The following is a 17,298-nucleotide window of genomic DNA, read 5'->3' as shown; positions in this document are numbered from 1 at the left end:
ATGATCCGGGCGGGGATTCTTTTCTCGTCCTCAGGAGATGGAAAGCCTGTCAGGCGCTCTTGTCGCGACGCTCGTCGCTCGACGGCTTGCGCGGGACGATGGTCGGCAGCACGTTGTCGCGCACCGTCTCACCGGTCACCACGACCTTGGCGACGTCGTCGCGGCTCGGGATGTCGTACATCACCGGCAGCAGGACCTCTTCCATGATCGCGCGCAGACCGCGGGCGCCCGTGCCGCGGTGGATCGCCTGGTCGGCGACCGCCTCAAGGGCATCCTGGGTGAACTCGAGTTCCACGCCGTCCATCTCGAACAGGCGGGTGTACTGCTTCACGAGTGCGTTCTTCGGCTCCGACAGGATCGCCACCAGCGACTTCTTGTCGAGGTTGGTCACCGAGGCGACGACCGGGAGACGGCCGATGAACTCGGGGATGAGACCGAACTTGATCAGGTCCTCCGGCATGACGTCGGCGAACTGGTCGGTGGTGTCGATGTCGTCCTTGCCCTTGACCTCGTTGCCGAAGCCGAGGCCGCGCTTGCCGATCCGCTCGGAGACGATCTTCTCCAGACCGGCGAATGCACCCGCCACGATGAACAGGACGTTCGTGGTGTCGATCTGGATGAACTCCTGATGGGGATGCTTGCGCCCGCCCTGCGGCGGGACCGACGCCTGGGTGCCCTCGAGGATCTTCAGCAGCGCCTGCTGGACACCCTCGCCGGACACGTCGCGGGTGATCGACGGGTTCTCGCTCTTGCGGGCGATCTTGTCGACCTCGTCGATGTAGATGATGCCCGTCTCGGCGCGCTTGACGTCGTAGTCGGCGGCCTGGATCAGCTTCAGCAGGATGTTCTCGACGTCCTCGCCCACGTACCCGGCCTCGGTCAGCGCAGTGGCGTCGGCGATCGCGAACGGCACGTTGAGCATCTTGGCCAGGGTCTGGGCGAGGTAGGTCTTGCCGCAACCGGTCGGGCCGAGCATCAGGATGTTCGACTTCGCCAGTTCCACGGTCTCACCCGTGCGGGCGTCCTTCTTCTCGCCCGCCTGGATGCGCTTGTAGTGGTTGTAGACCGCCACCGCGAGGGTGCGCTTCGCCTTGTCCTGCCCGATGACGTACTTCTCCAGGAAGTCCCGGATCTCCGCGGGCTTGGGGAGTTCGTCGAGCTTGACGTCGCCGTTCTCGGCGAGCTCTTCCTCGATGATCTCGTTGCAGAGGTCGATGCACTCATCGCAGATGTACACGCCTGGACCGGCGATGAGCTTCTTCACCTGCTTCTGGCTCTTGCCGCAGAAAGAGCACTTCAGCAGGTCGCCGCCATCTCCGATTCGTGCCATCTCGCGTTGTACCTACTTCCTCGTTGCCGGACTGTGGTGTCTCGTCCGTCCGTCGCGTCGCACGCAGGCGGGCACGAGTCGACTGATCGACATCCCTGTGCCCGGTAACCCGACGGTACCCGCGCGTCGCCCGAACTTCGACCGATAAGGCCAAATGTCGCGAGGAGATTTCCCGAGGGGTTTCCCCGCGACGAGCTGAACTCGTTTGTGACGAGGGTCAGGACTTCCTCATCGACTTCTTGCGGTACTCGAAGACCTCGTCGACGATTCCGTATTCCTTGGCCGCCTCGGCGGTCAGGATGTTGTCGCGGTCGGTGTCCTTGCGGATCTTCTCCTTGGGCTGACCGGTGTGCTTGGAGAGGATCTCGTCGAGACGATCGCGGATGCGCTCGATCTCGGCGGCCTGGATCTCGAGGTCGGAGACCTGGCCCTGGTAGGCGCCGCCGGTGCGGGGCTGGTGGATCAGCACGGTCGCGTTCGGCAGTGCCGCGCGCTTGCCCGGGGTTCCGCCGGCGAGCAGGATCGCAGCGGCCGACGCGGCCTCACCCAGGCAGACGGTCACGATGTCGCAGTGGACGTACTGCATCGTGTCGTAGATGGCGAGCATGTCGGGCACGCTGCCGCCGGGCGAGTTGATGTACATCGTGATGTCGCGATCGGGGTCCTGCGACTCGAGCACGAGCAGCTGGGCCATGACGTCGTTGGACACCACCTGGTCGATGGGCGTGCCGACGAAGACGATGCGCTCCTCGAACAGCTTGGCGTACGGGTCGTACTGCCGCTGCCCGTTGGGGGTGTGCTCGATGAACTGCGGCAGGATGTAGCGCGCCTCGATGTTCTTGAGCGCCAACGCCGACGCGGGGATACCGGCGGCGACCTCGGCGGGCAGTCCGTCGAGCGAGAAGGAGTTGGTCATCTGTTGCTCCAATGAGTAGAGGGTGGCTCGGAGGTGGCTGGTCGGGCGATCCGCGGGATCACTGCCCCGCGCGGGTGATCACCTTGTCGACGAAGCCGTACTCGAGGGCCTCCTGCGCGGTGAACCACTTGTCGCGGTCGGCGTCGCGCTCGATCTTCTCGAGCGGCTGACCGCTGAACTCGGCGTTGAGCCGGTTCATCTCCTTCTTGGTGAGCGCGAACTGCTCGGCCTGGATGGCGATGTCGGCCGCGGTGCCGCCGATGCCGGCCGAGGGCTGATGCATCATGATGCGCGCGTGCGGCAGGGCGTGACGCTTGCCCTTGGTGCCGGCGGCGAGGAGGAACTGCCCCATCGACGCCGCCATGCCCATCGCGTAGGTCGCGACGTCGCACTCGGCGAGCTGCATGGTGTCGAAGATGGCCATGCCCGCGGTGACCGAGCCACCGGGCGAGTTGATGTAGAGGTGGATGTCCTTGCTCGGATCCTCGGCGGCGAGCAACAGGATCTGGGCGCAGAGCCGGTTGGCGATGTCGTCATCGACCTGGGTGCCCAGGAAGATGATGCGTTCGCGCAGCAGACGCTCGAACACCGAGTCGGTCAGGTTCAACCCAGCCACACCCGAACTCATCGAGGGTGTGTGGATGGTCGGCTCACTCACGGATTCCTACCTTTGCCTTGTTGTCATGACCTGCGCGCGTCCCGCCGGCGAAGCCGACCGGGCGTCGCGCATGTTCCGATCTGTCTGATGACGTCCTCACCGACACTAGTCAATCCCCCGCCGCCGGCACCGCCGAGGACACGTGTATTCGCTGAGAGCAGAACAGGTCACGTCGGCGAAGCGTCGATGCACTCGAGCGCATCCGGGACGGGCAGACCCCGGCATCGACGCCGATCGCCGGCCCCCTGCGTGCGGGGACCGGCGATCGGTTCGTGCGGTGCGGGCCGAACGTCGGAGCGGGGCGCCGACGTCAGCGGCGGGACTCAGTCCTCCGAGTCGGCGGCCTCGTCGGCGTCGGCGTCATCGTCGTTGCCGCCGAAGAACTCGGCGGTGTCGACGGCCGCGCCGTTGCTGTCGGTGACCGTCACCTGGCCGACGATCGCGGCCAGCGACTTGCCCCGGCGGACGTCGGCGTAGACGGCGCCGACCTGGTTGGCCTGGGTCAGCTGCTGGATGAACTCCTGCGGCGGCATGCCGTAGCGCTGCGCGGTGAACAAGATCTGCTGGGTCAGCTCGTCCTGGCTGACCTGGGTGTCCTGCTGGTCGGCGATGGCATCGAGGAGCAGCTGCTGCTTGACCGACTTCTCGGCCTCCTCGCGGGTCTCGGCGTCCCACTCCTCGCGGGTCTTGCCCTGCGCCTCGAGGAACTTGGCGACCTGCTCGTCGTCGTGGCCGAGCGCGTGGATGATCTGGTGCTGCTGGCCCTCGATCTCCTCCTCGACGATCTTCTCCGGCAGCGGGATCTCGATCTTGGCGAGCAGCTCGTCGAGGACGGCGTCGCGGATCTTGTTGGCCTGCTCGAGCTTCTTGGACTGCTCGACGCGCTCGCGGAGGCTGTTGCGCAGCTCCTCGACGGTGTCGAACTCGCTGGCCATCTGGGCGAACTCGTCGTCGACCTCGGGCAGCTCGCGCTCCTTGACCGACTGCACGGTCACCTTGACCACGGCCTCCTCGCCGGCGTGCTCACCGGCGACGAGCTTTGTGGTGAACTCCTTGGTCTCGCCGGCCTTCAGACCGATGAGCGCCTCGTCGAGGCCGTCCACGAGCTGACCGGAGCCGACCTCGTGCGACAGGCCCTCGGTGCTGGCCTCCTCGACCGGCTTGCCGTCGACGGTGGCCTCGAGGTCGATGGACACGAAGTCGCCGTTCTCGATGCCGCGCTCGACGCCCTTGAGGGTGCCGAAGCGCGCCCGCAGGTTCTCGAGCTGGGCGTCGACGTCGGCCTCGTCGATCTCGATGGCGTCGACGGTGACCGACAGGGTCGAGTAGTCCGGGAGCTCGATCTCGGGACGGACGTCGACCTCTGCGGTGAAGCTGATGGTCTCGCCGTACTTCAGCTCACCGAGGTCGATCTCCGGCTGGCCGATGGCCTTGGTCTCGGTCTCGGCGACCGCCTCGGAGTACTTGGCGGGAAGGGCGTCGTTGACGACCTGCGCCAGGATCGCGTCGCGACCGACGCGGGCCTCGATCAACTTGGCGGGCGCCTTGCCCGGCCGGAACCCGGGGATCCGGATCTGCTGGGCCAACGACCGGTAGGCCCGGTCGAAGTCTGCCGACAGCTCCTCGAACGGGACCTCGACGTTGAGCTTCACTCGCGTCGGGGTGAGTTGCTCGACAGTGCTCTTCACGCCTGCTCCTTATATCTGCGTCTGATGAAAAGTTCGGTTTCGGTGGATGTGCTCCCGTGACCCGTGACGGTCACAACCGACGAGTCGGGATGACAGGATTTGAACCTGCGACCCTCCGCTCCCAAAGCGGATGCGCTACCAAGCTGCGCCACATCCCGCGGTCCTGGAGGTCGCGGCGAGGCCGTTGGCGGCCGACCGCACATCAGGGCCAACAGGAGATAGTACGTGGCCCCGGCGTCGGCGTGACGCACGGGTGCCCCGGACCCCACCGGGCACCGAACCCGGCCCCGACGCGCCCACCCCGATTTAGAAATCCGACGCGACTTTATGTACAGTTTCTGAACGCAAGCGCCGCGCGGGACAACCGCGGGTCGTGAGCACGCGGGTGTAGCTCAATGGTAGAGCCCTAGTCTTCCAAACTAGCTACGCGGGTTCGATTCCCGTCACCCGCTCTGACGCGAGAGGCGAGGGTCGACGGCGACCCTCGCCTCTCGTCTTTTCATCCGGGTGTGACGTCGATCCCCCGACGGCACCCCTCCCTCACTCCGGGATGAACGGGACATACGGCACGTACGGGTCATAGGGGACGTACGGGTCATAGGGGACGTACGGATCCCAGTACGGTTCTTCGTAGATGTATTCGGTCTTGGGTCCCGTCGACGTCGGTCCCGTCGTCGCAGGACCCGGGGACTCATCCCCCGGCCCCGTCGATATGACCGGCGGCGGGCACGGGGCCACCTGCCCGTTGGCGATGGGCATCGTGCAGGAGCCCTCCGCATGGGCGACCCCCACGCCACCGACGAGAACCCCCAGGGCGAACATCGTCGTTAGAGCCATCCTCTTCATCGGTTCTTCCGTTCCGTAGTCGGTTGTGAACGCCGACCCCGGCAGCCCCCCGACCCGAGACGCGCAGCACGTGCCCCACCACTGTCGCGTTCGGCGTCGGTTCCACTCTGCCCCTGATCAGACCCCCTGCGGCCTGCGTTTTCCGAGCTGCAATACCCCTGTGACGCAAACCACACAGGCGTACCCTGGAGTCATGTCCTCCACCTACAGCAAGACCCAGCGCAAGTGTCAGTCATGCGGCGCGCCCCTCTACGTCCGCCGCGATGTCGTCGAGTCCGAGACCGGGCTCGGCCGAGTCGATGTCATGCTCGTCTGCCGCGACGAGACGTGTGCGGAACCGGCACGCCACCTCCGCACCGAACACCTGCAACCCGCCTGAGCAAACCCCTCCCGACTGGGACAAGTGATCCTGTTGTCGAGTCCGCCTCCGCGGGCGAGGATGTAAGCAGATGAGATGACGGCGCCCTTCCCAACCCGTTCTGTGACTACGATCACAGGAGTCGCCTGCGGCGCGCCCACCTCGGGTTTTTGCCACGCCGCACCCGACGTTCGAGATCGTGTCGGGTGAGCCGTCCCGGCATTCCTTGGCCCCCAGGCAACGGTTGTGTAACGATGGGATCGCGCTTCAGGTGATGCGCGAGATATTCATCGACCCGAAGGTACGACCTGTGCTGACCAGAAAAGCTCCGACCTCGCGGACTGCAGGCCGACGCTCGACCCGACGCCTCGCCGGCGTCGCCGCGGGCGTGCTGACCATGGCTCTCGCCCTCCCCGGCGTCGCGAACGCCGCTCCGGTCACGGTGATCCCGGGCCTTCCGCCCGTCGAGATCCCGAACATCCCCGGACTGCCGACCCCGCCTGCCCCGTCGACCCCGGAGACCCCGCAGCCTCCGTCGACGAGCAAGACGCCGGAGAAGCCGGCCGAGCCGGCCATGCCGAACGTCAAGACCTCCACGGGCTACGTCGCGCTCGCCGACGACAAGGCCCACACCATCTGGTGGTGGAAGGACGGCGAGATCGTCAAGAAGATGCCGATCTCGATGGGCTCGGACAAGCATCCGACCCCGAACGGCGTCTACCACACCAAGGAGAAGTACCGCGACATGTACATGGACTCGTCCACGTACGGCGTCCCGGTCGACTCCGCAGAGGGCTACCGAACCTACGTCGAGTACGCGACCCGCATGTCCTGGGACGGCATCTTCATCCACGCCGCCCCGTGGTCGGTCGAGCAGCAGGGCGTGAGCAACGTCAGCCACGGCTGCATCAACGTCTCGACCGAGAACGGCAAGTGGGTGTACGACAACATCCCGCGCGGCACCCCGATCGTGGTGCGCGGCACCATCGGCGGGCAGTACACCGGCGACTAGTCGCACCTCGACAAAGATCATCGGCGCAGGGCCGGTCACCAGCAGGTGGCCGGTCCTGCGCCTTTCGACGTGCCGCCCAACCCGATGTGGTCAGCCGATCACGCCGCCCCGGGCCGTGGGCGGGAGCCGTCGACCGAGGTGTCCGCGGCGGTGAAGGTCGCCCGGACCTGTAACCAGTGGGCGACCACCTGGCATCCGGTCGTCGCCGGATCGGTCACCGAGTCCCGGCGGTACGGCTCGTGCCCATACGAGGTGTGGCGTCCGCCCGGAGCGTTGACCCAACTCCGTCCGGCGAACCGCAGCGCGCCCGGGAGGTAGCAGCGGATCTCCCACCAGGCCGACGCGAGGCGCCCGACGTCGCGACGCCACTGCGACGGCCGCACGGCGGTGCGGTCGGCATTCTGCAGGTCGTTGCGACGAAGGGTTTCCCAGGCGCTTCGCAACCAGCGACCGGCGGTTCCCGCCGCCATGGCGCGGGTGAGGTCCGCGATGTCACGCACGAGCGAGTCGGGCCGGGCGTTGCAGATCATGTCGTCCGGGGCGCCGACCCAGATCACCGGTATGCCGGGCGGGAGCGGCTGCCCCGGCCCCGCGACACCCCACCCGTCGCAACCGGGCACCGCGCCCGGAGGCTGATGGGGGTCGGCGACGAAGCCGATCCCGAGGATGCGCCCCAGCACGTCGTCCCCGCGCTCGGCCAGGGCGGCGAGCGCCGTTCGGATGACCACCGCCCCCTGCGAATAGCCGACCAGCGCAACAGTTCCCGCCGAGACCTCAAGGAGGCTCGCGAGCCGGGCGGCACCGATCGCCACGCTGTCGGCGAAGCTCATCCCGCCGGGTTCGGGCGCGGGTCCGTAGCTGGCCGGATAGCCCACCCAGCGACAGGCGAACCGCTCGTCGAGGACGTCGGCGACCCCGGACAGCAACCCGGTGACCTCGGTCCGGCGGTCGCCGAGGTGGGACTCACCGGTCCCGCCGACGACGAACACGGTGACGGCGGGCGAGGCGGGACGGGCATGCTCGAAGGTCGGTCTCACCCGCCCCATGGTCCACGGCGCAGGTGAGAGTCCACCCGCACCGCGGCTGTGGTTTGGCTGAGAGCTCGGCGGCGACGCGACCGGCGGTGCGTGCTCAGGTCTGGCAGACCGGGCACCAATAGAGCTTGCGGGCCTCGAGCTCGGTCATCATGACCGGCGTCCCGCAGATCCGGCACGGCTCACCTGCGCGCCGGTACACATAGGTGCGGGGACGGTCCGGGGCGTAGGCCGGCGCGCCGTGATCGTCCTCCGGACGCACCACGTGGATACGCCCTCTCCGCACGCCCACCTTCATCAGCCCGACCAGGTCCTGCCAGAGCGCGTCGAACTCCTCGCGCGCCATCCGCCGACCGGCGCGCATCGGGTCGATGCCGGCCCGGAACAGGATCTCCGCGCGGTAGACGTTGCCGACCCCGGCGACCGCCTTCTGGTCCATGAGCAGGGCGCCGATGGGACGCGCCGACCGAGCGATCGACGCCCAGGCCCGGTCGGGATCGGCGTCGCGCCGCAACGGGTCCGGCCCGAGACGTGCGATGAGTGCCTCGAGATCGGCGGGCCCGTAGATCTCACAGGCCGTGGGGCCGCGCAGGTCGGCGGCCGCCTCCTCGGTGGCGATCCGCATCCGCACCTGGCCGATCGGTTCCGGGATCGGTGCGGTCAGTTCGGTGAAGGCGCCGTACAGGCCGAGGTGGATGTGCACCATCCGTTCGGTGTCACCGTCGCGGTATCGGTGGACGAGATGCTTCCCCCACGCCTCGGCGGCGTGGAACGTCATGCCGTCGACCGCGGCCGCACCGTCGGCGAACCGCCCCTGGGGACTGCTCACGCGAACGCGCTGCCCACCGAAGACTCGCTGCTGCCGGCGGGCGAGCCGGTGCAGCGTGTGGCCCTCGGGCACCGATCAGGCCGGAGGCTGCGGAACCTCGGGGGCGACGCCGGTGCGCTCGTACTCGGCGAGGATGTCGATGCGGCGCTGATGGCGCTCCTCGTTCGACCACGGGGTGGACAGGAACGCGTCGACGATGGCGAGGGCCTCCTCGGTGGAGTGCATGCGGCCGCCGATGCCGATCAGCTGTGCGTTGTTGTGCTGGCGTGCGAGCTGTGCGGTCTCGACGCTCCAGGCGAGCGCGCAGCGGGCGCCGGGGACCTTGTTGGCCGCGATCTGCTCGCCGTTGCCGCTGCCGCCGAGCACGATGCCCAGGCTGCCCGGGTCGGCGACCGTCCGGGTGGCCGCGTCGATGCAGAACGCCGGGTAGTCGTCGGCGGCGTCGTAGACGTGGGCGCCGCAGTCCACCACCTCGTGGCCGTTCGCCCTCAGATGGTCGGCGATCTGGTTCTTGAGTTCGAATCCGGCATGGTCGGCACCGAGGTAGACACGCATGGCTCGACTATAGATTGGGCCCGTGGACTCTCCTGCGCCCATCCCCCGACCCGAGACGAACCCGATCCCGAACGTGCCAGGGGTCGCCGACCCGCTCCCCTCCGGGCCGCCCGACCCCACGCGCCGCTGGCTGCGCGCGGCACGGTATGCCGCGCGTCCGCAGCTGCATCCGTGGGAGATCCCGGCGCTCGTGATCGTCATCGCCACCACCGTGGTGGGTTACGCGGTGATCATCGCGCTGGTCGCTCTGGGCACGCTCCACGAGTACCTGCTCGGCGTACTCGCCTTTCCCGCGCTGCTCTTCGTCATCCGCGGCATCACCTACGCGCAGCCCCGGGTCAACGGGGTCCAGATGACGCCGACCCAGTTCCCCGAGGGCTACCGGATGCTCGTCGAGGCCGCCGCGCGATTCGGCCTGGAGTACGTGCCCGACGCGTACGTGGTCCTGGGCAACGGTCAGATCAACGCGTTCGCCTCCGGGCACGGCTTCCGCCGGTTCGTGGTCGTCTACTCCGACCTGTTCGAGATCGGCGGCGCGGCACGGGATCCCGAGGCGCTGGAGTTCGTCATCGCCCACGAGGTCGGCCACATCGCGGCCGGCCACACCTCGTACTGGCGCCAGCTCACGACCGTGTTCGGCATGAGCATCCCGATCCTCGGCGGCGCGCTGTCACGCGCGCAGGAGTACACCGCCGACAACTACGGCTACTACGCGCGCCCGTCGGGGGCGCCCGGTGCGATCGGGGTCCTCGCCGCCGGCAAGTACATGCTGTCCGCGGTCGACTTCGACGAGTTCGCCGACCGCGCGACCCACGAGCGCGGATTCTTCGTGCACCTGGTCAACCTGCTGTCGACCCATCCGGTCCTCACCTGGCGGGCCGCGGCGCTGCGGGACCGCACCCGCGCCGGGGCGATGTGGCTGCGCCCCCGGCGGATCGTGCGGGGCGTCGGCAGCGGGAATGTGGTCGACGTTCCCCAGCCGCCGCATCCGGCCGCGGTCACACCGGGTTCCCTCCCGAACGGACTCGAGGCCCCGCCCAGATTCTGAGCGGGCCCTCGACTCGTGATCGGCGTTGGCCGTCAGTCGAATCGGGGCCCTTCGGTGCGGGTTCGCTTGAGTTCGTAGAAGTGCGGGTACGACGCCAGGGCGAGGGCGCCGTCCCAGACCTTGCCCGCGTCCTCGCCGCGGGGGATGCGCGACAGCACCGGGCCGAAGAAGGCGACGCCGTTCACGTGGATCGTCGGCGTGCCCACGTCGTCGCCCACCTTGTCCATACCCTCGTGGTGGCTCCGGCGGATCGCCTCGTCGAACTCCTCGGAGTCGGCGGCCTCGGCGAGTTTCGCGTCGAGGCCGAGTTCGGCGAGCGCACCGGCGATCACCTCGTCGAAGTCCTTGACACCCTCGTTGTGGATCCGCGTGCCCATCGCGGTGTAGAGCGGCGCGAGGATCTCCTCGCCCTTCTGCGCGGCCGCCGCGGCGATGACGCGCACCGGGCGCCAGGCCCCGGCCAGCGCCTCCCGGTACTCCTCGGGGATCTCCTTGCCCTCGTTGAGCACCGCGAGACTCATGATGTGGAAGTTCACGTCGATCGGGCGGACCTTCTCGGCCTCGAGGATCCACCGCGAGGTGATCCAGCACCACGGGCACAACGGGTCGAACCAGAAATCGACACGGTCTCTTGCGGCCTGCTCTGACATCGTCGTCCTCTCGAGAGTGTGTGCGAACCGGTCGTGCCGCCACGGCCCGACCGGGTTGTGCGGCGCGATTTCCGAACCTACTCCGCGCCGCGTGTCACCGAGGGTCAACACCGGATCGAGCGGAGGTGTTCCCGTGAACCCGGGCCGCCGTCTCCGCAGGTGACTTCGAACGTGCGACAGAAAAACGACGGAATCGGCGTTAACGTCGAACACGAGCACCAGTGACTCGTCCACGCGTCCGGAGGTAGGCCATGTCCGCGAACCGGGGTCAGCGCGCCGACCAGATCATCAGGGCGGCCACCGAGTTGTTCACCGCGTCCGGCTACCGCAACGTGGGCATCGAACAGATCGGCGCCGCGGTGGGGTTGACCGGACCCGCGGTCTATCGCCACTTCGACGACAAGCACGACATCCTCGTGCAGGCGCTGCGGTCGCAGGTCGACCTCGTCGGCCGGCTGCACGCGGAGGCCGAGACCCTGGGCCGCACACCGGAGGAGGCCCTGGGCCTGTTCCTCGACGGCCTCGGCGACCTGACCGCGAACCACGACGTCGCCATCCTGTGGCGCCGCGAGCAGCAGCACCTCCACCCCGAGCAGTTCGCGGAGATGCTCGGCCACTTCGTCGCCTACAGCGACTACATCGCGGACAAGATCGCCGTGCTCCGGCCGGAGCTCTCCCACGACGACGCACGCTTCCTCGGATTCGCGGTGCTGTCGGTGTACTCCAACACCACCGGGACCCGCGGCCGGATGACGCCCGCGCGGCTGATGCAGATCCAGCGGGCGGTCGCGCGGTCGGTGATCGGGTGCGCGCTGCCCGAGGCCGATTCGGCCCGTATCGACGACACCTCGCGCCCGGGGCACGCCCGGCGCCCAGCCGGACGCCGGGAACGCATCCTCGACGCCGCGTCGAATCTCTTCGCGCAGCGCGGTTTCCACGACGTCCGCATCGACGACATCGCCCATGCCGCCGGCATCTCGGTCGCCACCTTCTATCACCTGGTGCCCGGGAAGACCGAGATCCTCGAGGCGATCCTGGTCCGCGGACTGGAGGGTGCGCTCTACACCTTCACCGACGCCCTGGCGCGATCGGCCCCGGGTGAGGAGCTCGACACCCTCGTCGACTGCCACGTGCGTCAGGTGCTGGGCGTCCACGGACGGCTCGTCCCGATCTACTCCCGCGACATCGTCTACCTGCCCGCCGACGTCCAGGAGCTGCTCGCGACGGGACGACGCGAGATCATGGACGAGTGGGTGGCGGCCCTGCGCGGTCGCGTTCCGTCGCTGTCCAAGGACGACGCCGATGCGCTGGCGAACCTCTATGTCGGCGTGGTCGGCGACGTCATCGGCGCTCCCGATCTGCGCGCCCGTCCACACATCGCGGCGGACCTGATCGCGCTGGCGAACGCGATCCTGCTGCCCGACGAGCTCGTCCACCGGCGCTGAGACGGGCCGCGTGCGGCAACCGTCGATAAGCTGGCCGGGTGACTGCTCCGAACCTCACCAGAGACCAGGCCCGCGAACGCGCCGCGATCGTCGACGTGTCGAACTACCAGATCGAACTCGACCTCACCGACGGGAACGGCGCACCGGGCACCACGACGTTCCGCTCCACGACGACGGTCACGTTCACCGCGACCGAGGGTGCCGAGACCTTCATCGACCTCGTCGCCCCGACGCTGCACTCCGCGACGCTCAACGGCGTCGAACTCGACGTCTCCGACTTCGACGAGTCCAAGGGCATCACCCTGCCCGGGCTGAAGTCCGAGAACACGCTGACCGTGGTCGCCGACTGCGCGTACTCCAACACCGGTGAGGGGCTGCATCGCTTCGTCGACCCGACCGACGACGCGGTGTACCTGTACTCGCAGTTCGAGACCGCCGACGCCAAGCGGATGTTCGCCTGCTTCGACCAGCCCGACCTCAAGGCCACCTACACCCTGACGGTGACGGCGCCGGAGGACTGGAAGGTCATCTCGAACGCGGCGCACGTGGAGAACGCCGCCGCCGAGCCGGGGGTCCACCGCTTCCGCGAGACGGCGCCGATGTCGACCTACCTCGTCGCCCTGATCGCCGGCCCGTACGCCGAGTGGACCGACGTCTACTCCGACGAGCACGGCGACATCCCGCTGGGCATCTACTGCCGCGCCTCGCTGGCGGAGTTCATGGACGCCGAGCGTCTCTTCACCGAGACCAAGCAGGGATTCGCGTTCTACCACAAGAACTTCGGCATCCCCTACGCCTTCGGCAAGTACGACCAGCTCTTCGTCCCCGAGTTCAACGCGGGTGCGATGGAGAACGCCGGCGCGGTGACCTTCCTCGAGGACTACGTCTTCCGCTCCCGCGTCACCAAGTACCTGTACGAGCGTCGCGCCGAGACGGTGCTGCACGAGATGGCGCACATGTGGTTCGGCGACCTGGTCACCATGCAGTGGTGGGATGACCTGTGGCTCAACGAGTCCTTCGCGACCTTCGCGTCGGTGCTGTGCCAGTCGGAGGCCACCGAGTACACCAACGCGTGGACGACCTTCGCCAACGTCGAGAAGTCCTGGGCCTACCGGCAGGACCAGCTGCCGTCGACCCACCCGGTCGCCGCCGACATCCCCGACATCGCCGCGGTCGAGGTCAACTTCGACGGCATCACCTACGCCAAGGGCGCCTCGGTCCTCAAGCAGCTCGTCGCCTACGTCGGCCTCGAGGACTTCCTCGCCGGCCTGCGCGAGTACTTCGCCGCACACCGCTTCGGCAACGCGACCTTCTCCGATCTGCTCGGCGCGCTGGAGCGCTCGTCCGGCCGGGATCTGTCCGACTGGGGCGACCAGTGGCTGCGGACCACCGGCATCAATGTGATGCGTCCGGACTTCGAGGTCGACGACTCGGGCGCCTTCACCCGCTTCACCATCGTCCAGGACGGTGCCGCCCCGGGCGCCGGCGAGACCCGTGTCCACCGCCTTCGCGTCGGCATCTACGCCGACAACGGCTCCGGGCGCATCGAGCAGACCCACAGCGTCGAGCTCGACGTCGAGGGCGAGCGCACCGACGTCGCCGATCTCGTCGGCGTCAACCGCGGCGATCTGGTCCTCCTCAACGACGGCGACCTGACCTACGCCTCGATCCGCCTCGACCCGCAGTCGCTGGCGACCGCGACCGCCCGGATCGCCGACATCACCGATTCCATGCCGCGCACGCTCGTGTGGTCTGCGGCCTGGGAGATGACGCGTCAGGCCGAGATGCGGGCACGCGACTTCGTCGAACTCGTGCAGCGCGGGATCGCCGCGGAGACCGAGATCGGCGTCGTCCAGCGCGTGCTGATGCAGGCCACCACCGCGATCGAGTCCTACGCCGATCCCGGGTGGGCCGACCGCGTCGGCCGTCCCGGGTTCAGCTCCCGCCTGCTGGAGCTGGCACGCGGCGCCGAGGCGGGCTCCGACCATCAGCTGGCCTTCGTCAACACCTGGCTGGCAGGCCGCCTGAACGACGACCAGGTCGACGTCGCACGTTCGTTGCTCAACGGCACCGACCCGGCCGAGGTCGGTCTCGACGGACTGTCGGTGGACACCGATCTGCGCTGGAAGCTGGTGCGTGCCCTCGCAACCGCGGGGGCCATCGACCCGGATCCGGCCTCGACCCCGACCATCGATGCCGAGGCCGAGCGCGACAACACGGCCACCGGCACCCGTCAGGCGGCCGCCGCCCGGACCGCCCGTCCCCTGCCCGAGGCCAAGGCGGCGGCGTGGAAACAGGCGATCGAGGACGACACCGCGTCGAACATCTTCACCCGCACGATGATCGAGGGCTTCGCCCGGCCGGGCCAGGGCGAGCTGCTCGAACCCTACGTGGCGAAGTACTTCGAGGCCGTCCCCGAGGTCTGGGCACGTCGGTCCAGCGAGGTCGCCCAGACGGTCGTCGTCGGCCTGTACCCGAACTGGGCGCTGACACAGCGCGCGCTGGACCTCGCCGACGAGTTCCTCGCCGCCGACCACCCGCCGGCCCTCAAGCGCCTGATCTCGGAGGGCCGCGACGGCGTGGCCCGATCCATGCGGGCGCGCGAGTTCGACGCGCAGCACCAGTAGTCCGGGCACACCTCCGTGGTGCCGGTGGCGGTCAGCGACGCCGCCACCGGTACCGCACCTGCGGGCGACCGGCCGAACCGTACTGGGTGTCGCGGTCGACGACGCGATCCTCGGCCAGCCGTTCCAGGTGGCGCCAAGCGGTGACGCGCGAGGTCCCGACGGCACGCGCGACCTCCGAGGCGGTGAGACCGTCCGCGCTGTCGCGCACCGCGCGCCCCACCGCATCCCGGGTCTCCGCCGCTGCCCCGGCAGCGGTCGACCGCCGCGAGTCCCCGGTGCGCAACTCCGCGAGCGCGCGGTCGACGTCGCGCTGGCTGACCGCATCGGTGTCGGCTGCGAGCGCCTCCCGATAGCGCAGATACTGCTCGATCTTCTCCCGGAACGCCGCGAACGTGAACGGCTTCAGCAGATAGAGGAGCACTCCGCGCGACATCGCGTCGCGCACGCTCTGCAGGTCCCGCTGCGCGGTGATCGCGATCATGTCGGGGGCGGGGCGGACACCGGACAACGCGCCGGCGAGATCGAGCCCGCGGGCGTCGGGAAGCCCGAGGTCGAGCAACACGAGGTCGACCCGTCCCCCACGTGCGACGCGCATCGCCTCCTGAGCGGTGACGACCACGTCCACGACCTCGAAACCGCCGATCCGGCCGAGGTATTCGCGATGCGCCTGCGCGATGACCGGTTCGTCCTCGACGATGAGCACCCGGATCAACTCGTCGCCCCGAGACCTTCGCGATCGGCCCGGACGCGGACCGTCACCACCGAGCCGTAGGTGTTCGCCGCGGTCAGCGTCCCACGATGCCGCGCGACCACCTGGGCGACGAGAGCCAGTCCCAGGCCCCGGCCGGCCTCGTCGCCGCCGGTCTTGGTGGAGTATCCGCGGGTGGTCGCCCGGTCGAACGTCTCCGGGTCCATGCCGGGCCCGCTGTCGGCGACGACGATCTCCAGCGCCCGGTGGTCCCCGACGATGCCCACCTCCACCCACGGGTCCGCCGGATCGCATGCCTCCATGGCGTTGTCGACGAGATTGCCCACGACGGTGATCATCTCACCGGGCGAGAGGATCTGGGTCGCTTCGTCGCTGACCTGCGACTCCTCGGTCAGCGAGAAGGCGATGCCCCGCTCGGCCGCCTGTGCGCTCTTGCCGAGCAGCAGCGCCACCAGAGCGGGTTCGGCCACCACCGCCGTCATCCGGTCGATCAGGTGTTGGGAGAGTTCGAGTTCCGTGGTCGCGAGGCGGACCGCCTCCTCCGGACGCCCCATCTCGACCAGCGCCACCAGGGTGTGCAACCTGTTCGCCGACTCATGCGCCTGCGAGCGCAACGCCTCGGCGAACCTGGTCATCGAATCCAGTTCGCCCAGCGTCTCGGCCAGTTCGGTCCGGTCGCGGACGGTGACGACGGCGGAGCCGCGTCTACCGGAGACCGGCGACCTGCTGACCAGCAGGACGCGGCCTCCCTCCACGTACAGTTCGTCGGTCACCGCATCACCGGCGGCGAGCAGGTCGGGCAATTCGGTTGCGGGAGTGCCGGTTCCGACACCCAGGAGCCGATGCGCCTCGTCGTTCACCAAGGCGGCCCGGCCGTCCTCGACCACCACGAGGCCCTCGCGCACCGCCCGGAGCACCGCGTCGTGATGGTCGTACATGAGTCGCAGCTCGTCCGGCGCCAGACCGCCGGTCTGACGCATCAACCGCCTCCGGATCCACCACACCCCGCCGCCTGCGGTGAGCAGCGCGGCCCCGGCGGTGAGCACGATCGGCGGCAGCCGGCCCCACCACCCTGACGACAGCGACTCCTGGGTGATGCCGGCGGCGACCATGCCGACGATCCGGCCGTCCGGACCGCGGACCGGCGCGATCGTGCGGATGGAGGGACCCAGGGTTCCGGTGTAGGTCTCGGTCGAGACCTCGCCGCGCAGCGCCGCGCCGATGCCGCCGAGGTACGGCTCGCCGATGCGCTCCGGGTCGGTGTGGGTATATCGCGTCCGGTCGGGCCCCAGCACGGTGATGAACGCGATCCCGGTCTGGTGCCTGACCCGCTCGGTGACCGGCTGGAGGACGGCGCTCGGATCGGGCGAGGCGAGCGCCTGCGCGGTCGACGGTGACTCCGCGAGCCCCACCGCGATCCCGGTGACCTCGGCCCGCGCGGCGCGGTCGCCGTCCACGCGGGCGTCGAGCGCGGCGAGGGCGCTGCCGGCGACGACGACCACCGCGACCACGGCCAGCATCAGCGCGGCCACCTGACCGGCAAGCGTCCGCGGATACCACCGCATGCCTCGACCCCCGCTCATGTTTCGGTCG

General features: G+C 68.9%; 16 protein-coding genes and 2 tRNA genes. 6 read left to right on the top strand and 12 right to left on the bottom strand.

Annotated features, from left to right (window positions below; translation table 11 throughout):
* Positions 1-49: 49 nt before the first annotated feature.
* The 5 genes from clpX to GP2_RS00450 form a co-directional block, all read right to left on the bottom strand.
* Entirely contained in the window at positions 50-1,330 is a 1,281-nt protein-coding gene (gene clpX, locus GP2_RS00470) for an ATP-dependent Clp protease ATP-binding subunit ClpX (RefSeq protein ID WP_006898470.1), read from the bottom strand.
* Positions 1,331-1,547: 217 nt separating this feature from the next.
* On the bottom strand, positions 1,548-2,246 hold the full coding sequence (locus GP2_RS00465) for an ATP-dependent Clp protease proteolytic subunit (RefSeq protein WP_006898469.1): 699 nt from the start codon (positions 2,244-2,246) through the stop codon (positions 1,548-1,550).
* A 58-nt stretch (positions 2,247-2,304) separates the two neighbouring features.
* The gene (locus GP2_RS00460; RefSeq protein ID WP_006898468.1) at positions 2,305-2,904 is read right to left on the bottom strand and encodes an ATP-dependent Clp protease proteolytic subunit; all 600 of its coding nucleotides are present in this window, start codon (positions 2,902-2,904) and stop codon (positions 2,305-2,307) included.
* 323 nt (positions 2,905-3,227) lie between these two features.
* Positions 3,228-4,592: a trigger factor gene (gene tig / locus GP2_RS00455; RefSeq protein ID WP_006898467.1), complete on the bottom strand. Its 1,365-nt coding sequence runs from the start codon at positions 4,590-4,592 to the stop codon at positions 3,228-3,230.
* Positions 4,593-4,676: 84 nt separating this feature from the next.
* A tRNA-Pro gene (locus GP2_RS00450) sits at positions 4,677-4,750 on the bottom strand.
* A 223-nt stretch (positions 4,751-4,973) separates the two neighbouring features.
* Between GP2_RS00450 and GP2_RS00445 the strand changes: the two genes are divergently transcribed.
* Positions 4,974-5,044 (top strand) — tRNA-Gly (locus GP2_RS00445).
* A gap of 88 nt (positions 5,045-5,132) precedes the next feature.
* Here the strand turns inward: GP2_RS00445 and GP2_RS00440 are convergent.
* A complete protein-coding gene (locus tag GP2_RS00440) occupies positions 5,133-5,429 on the bottom strand; it encodes a hypothetical protein (protein WP_255218578.1) in 297 nt (98 codons plus the stop codon).
* A 202-nt stretch (positions 5,430-5,631) separates the two neighbouring features.
* Between GP2_RS00440 and GP2_RS21060 the strand changes: the two genes are divergently transcribed.
* Together GP2_RS21060 and GP2_RS00435 are read left to right on the top strand one after the other, a co-directional pair.
* Positions 5,632-5,817, top strand: coding sequence for a hypothetical protein (locus GP2_RS21060; protein ID WP_083900160.1), 186 nt, complete (start codon positions 5,632-5,634; stop codon positions 5,815-5,817).
* Positions 5,818-6,070: 253 nt separating this feature from the next.
* Positions 6,071-6,808, top strand: coding sequence for a L,D-transpeptidase (locus GP2_RS00435; protein ID WP_083900159.1), 738 nt, complete (start codon positions 6,071-6,073; stop codon positions 6,806-6,808).
* A 98-nt stretch (positions 6,809-6,906) separates the two neighbouring features.
* On the opposite strand, the gene GP2_RS00430 is transcribed toward GP2_RS00435, so the two are convergent.
* From GP2_RS00430 to GP2_RS00420, 3 genes are all read right to left on the bottom strand, one after another.
* The gene (locus tag GP2_RS00430) at positions 6,907-7,854 is read right to left on the bottom strand and encodes a PE-PPE domain-containing protein (protein ID WP_006898463.1); all 948 of its coding nucleotides are present in this window, start codon (positions 7,852-7,854) and stop codon (positions 6,907-6,909) included.
* Between the two features lie 85 nt (positions 7,855-7,939).
* On the bottom strand, positions 7,940-8,743 hold the full coding sequence (locus tag GP2_RS00425; protein WP_006898462.1) for an Fpg/Nei family DNA glycosylase: 804 nt from the start codon (positions 8,741-8,743) through the stop codon (positions 7,940-7,942).
* Between the two features lie 3 nt (positions 8,744-8,746).
* Positions 8,747-9,226, bottom strand: a complete 480-nt coding sequence (locus GP2_RS00420; RefSeq protein ID WP_006898461.1) for a ribose-5-phosphate isomerase — start codon at positions 9,224-9,226, stop codon at positions 8,747-8,749.
* Between the two features lie 22 nt (positions 9,227-9,248).
* Here GP2_RS00420 and GP2_RS00415 point away from each other — a divergent pair, with 22 nt between their 5' ends.
* Positions 9,249-10,274: a M48 family metallopeptidase gene (locus GP2_RS00415; protein WP_006898460.1), complete on the top strand. Its 1,026-nt coding sequence runs from the start codon at positions 9,249-9,251 to the stop codon at positions 10,272-10,274.
* Positions 10,275-10,306: 32 nt separating this feature from the next.
* Here GP2_RS00415 and GP2_RS00410 read toward each other — a convergent pair whose 3' ends face one another.
* The gene (locus tag GP2_RS00410) at positions 10,307-10,924 is read right to left on the bottom strand and encodes a mycothiol-dependent nitroreductase Rv2466c family protein (protein ID WP_006898459.1); all 618 of its coding nucleotides are present in this window, start codon (positions 10,922-10,924) and stop codon (positions 10,307-10,309) included.
* 251 nt (positions 10,925-11,175) lie between these two features.
* On the opposite strand from GP2_RS00410, the gene GP2_RS00405 reads away from it, so the two are divergent.
* Complete coding sequence (locus tag GP2_RS00405; protein ID WP_006898458.1) at positions 11,176-12,369, top strand: TetR/AcrR family transcriptional regulator; 1,194 nt, start codon at positions 11,176-11,178, stop codon at positions 12,367-12,369.
* A gap of 38 nt (positions 12,370-12,407) precedes the next feature.
* A complete protein-coding gene (pepN, locus tag GP2_RS00400; protein ID WP_006898457.1) occupies positions 12,408-14,996 on the top strand; it encodes an aminopeptidase N in 2,589 nt (862 codons plus the stop codon).
* Between the two features lie 31 nt (positions 14,997-15,027).
* On the opposite strand, the gene GP2_RS00395 is transcribed toward pepN, so the two are convergent.
* On the bottom strand, positions 15,028-15,708 hold the full coding sequence (locus GP2_RS00395; protein WP_040526083.1) for a response regulator: 681 nt from the start codon (positions 15,706-15,708) through the stop codon (positions 15,028-15,030).
* The gene (locus GP2_RS00390) at positions 15,705-17,270 is read right to left on the bottom strand and encodes a sensor histidine kinase (protein ID WP_006898455.1); all 1,566 of its coding nucleotides are present in this window, start codon (positions 17,268-17,270) and stop codon (positions 15,705-15,707) included. Before GP2_RS00390 ends, GP2_RS00395 begins: the two co-directional genes overlap by 4 nt.
* Positions 17,271-17,298: the final 28 nt, after the last annotated feature.

It is taken from the genome of Gordonia paraffinivorans NBRC 108238, assembly GCF_000344155.1.
Taxonomy (GTDB): Bacteria; Actinomycetota; Actinomycetes; order Mycobacteriales; family Mycobacteriaceae; genus Gordonia; species Gordonia paraffinivorans.
Note: the sequence above shows the minus strand (reverse complement) of the source record. Positions and strands in the feature narration are given on the sequence as shown.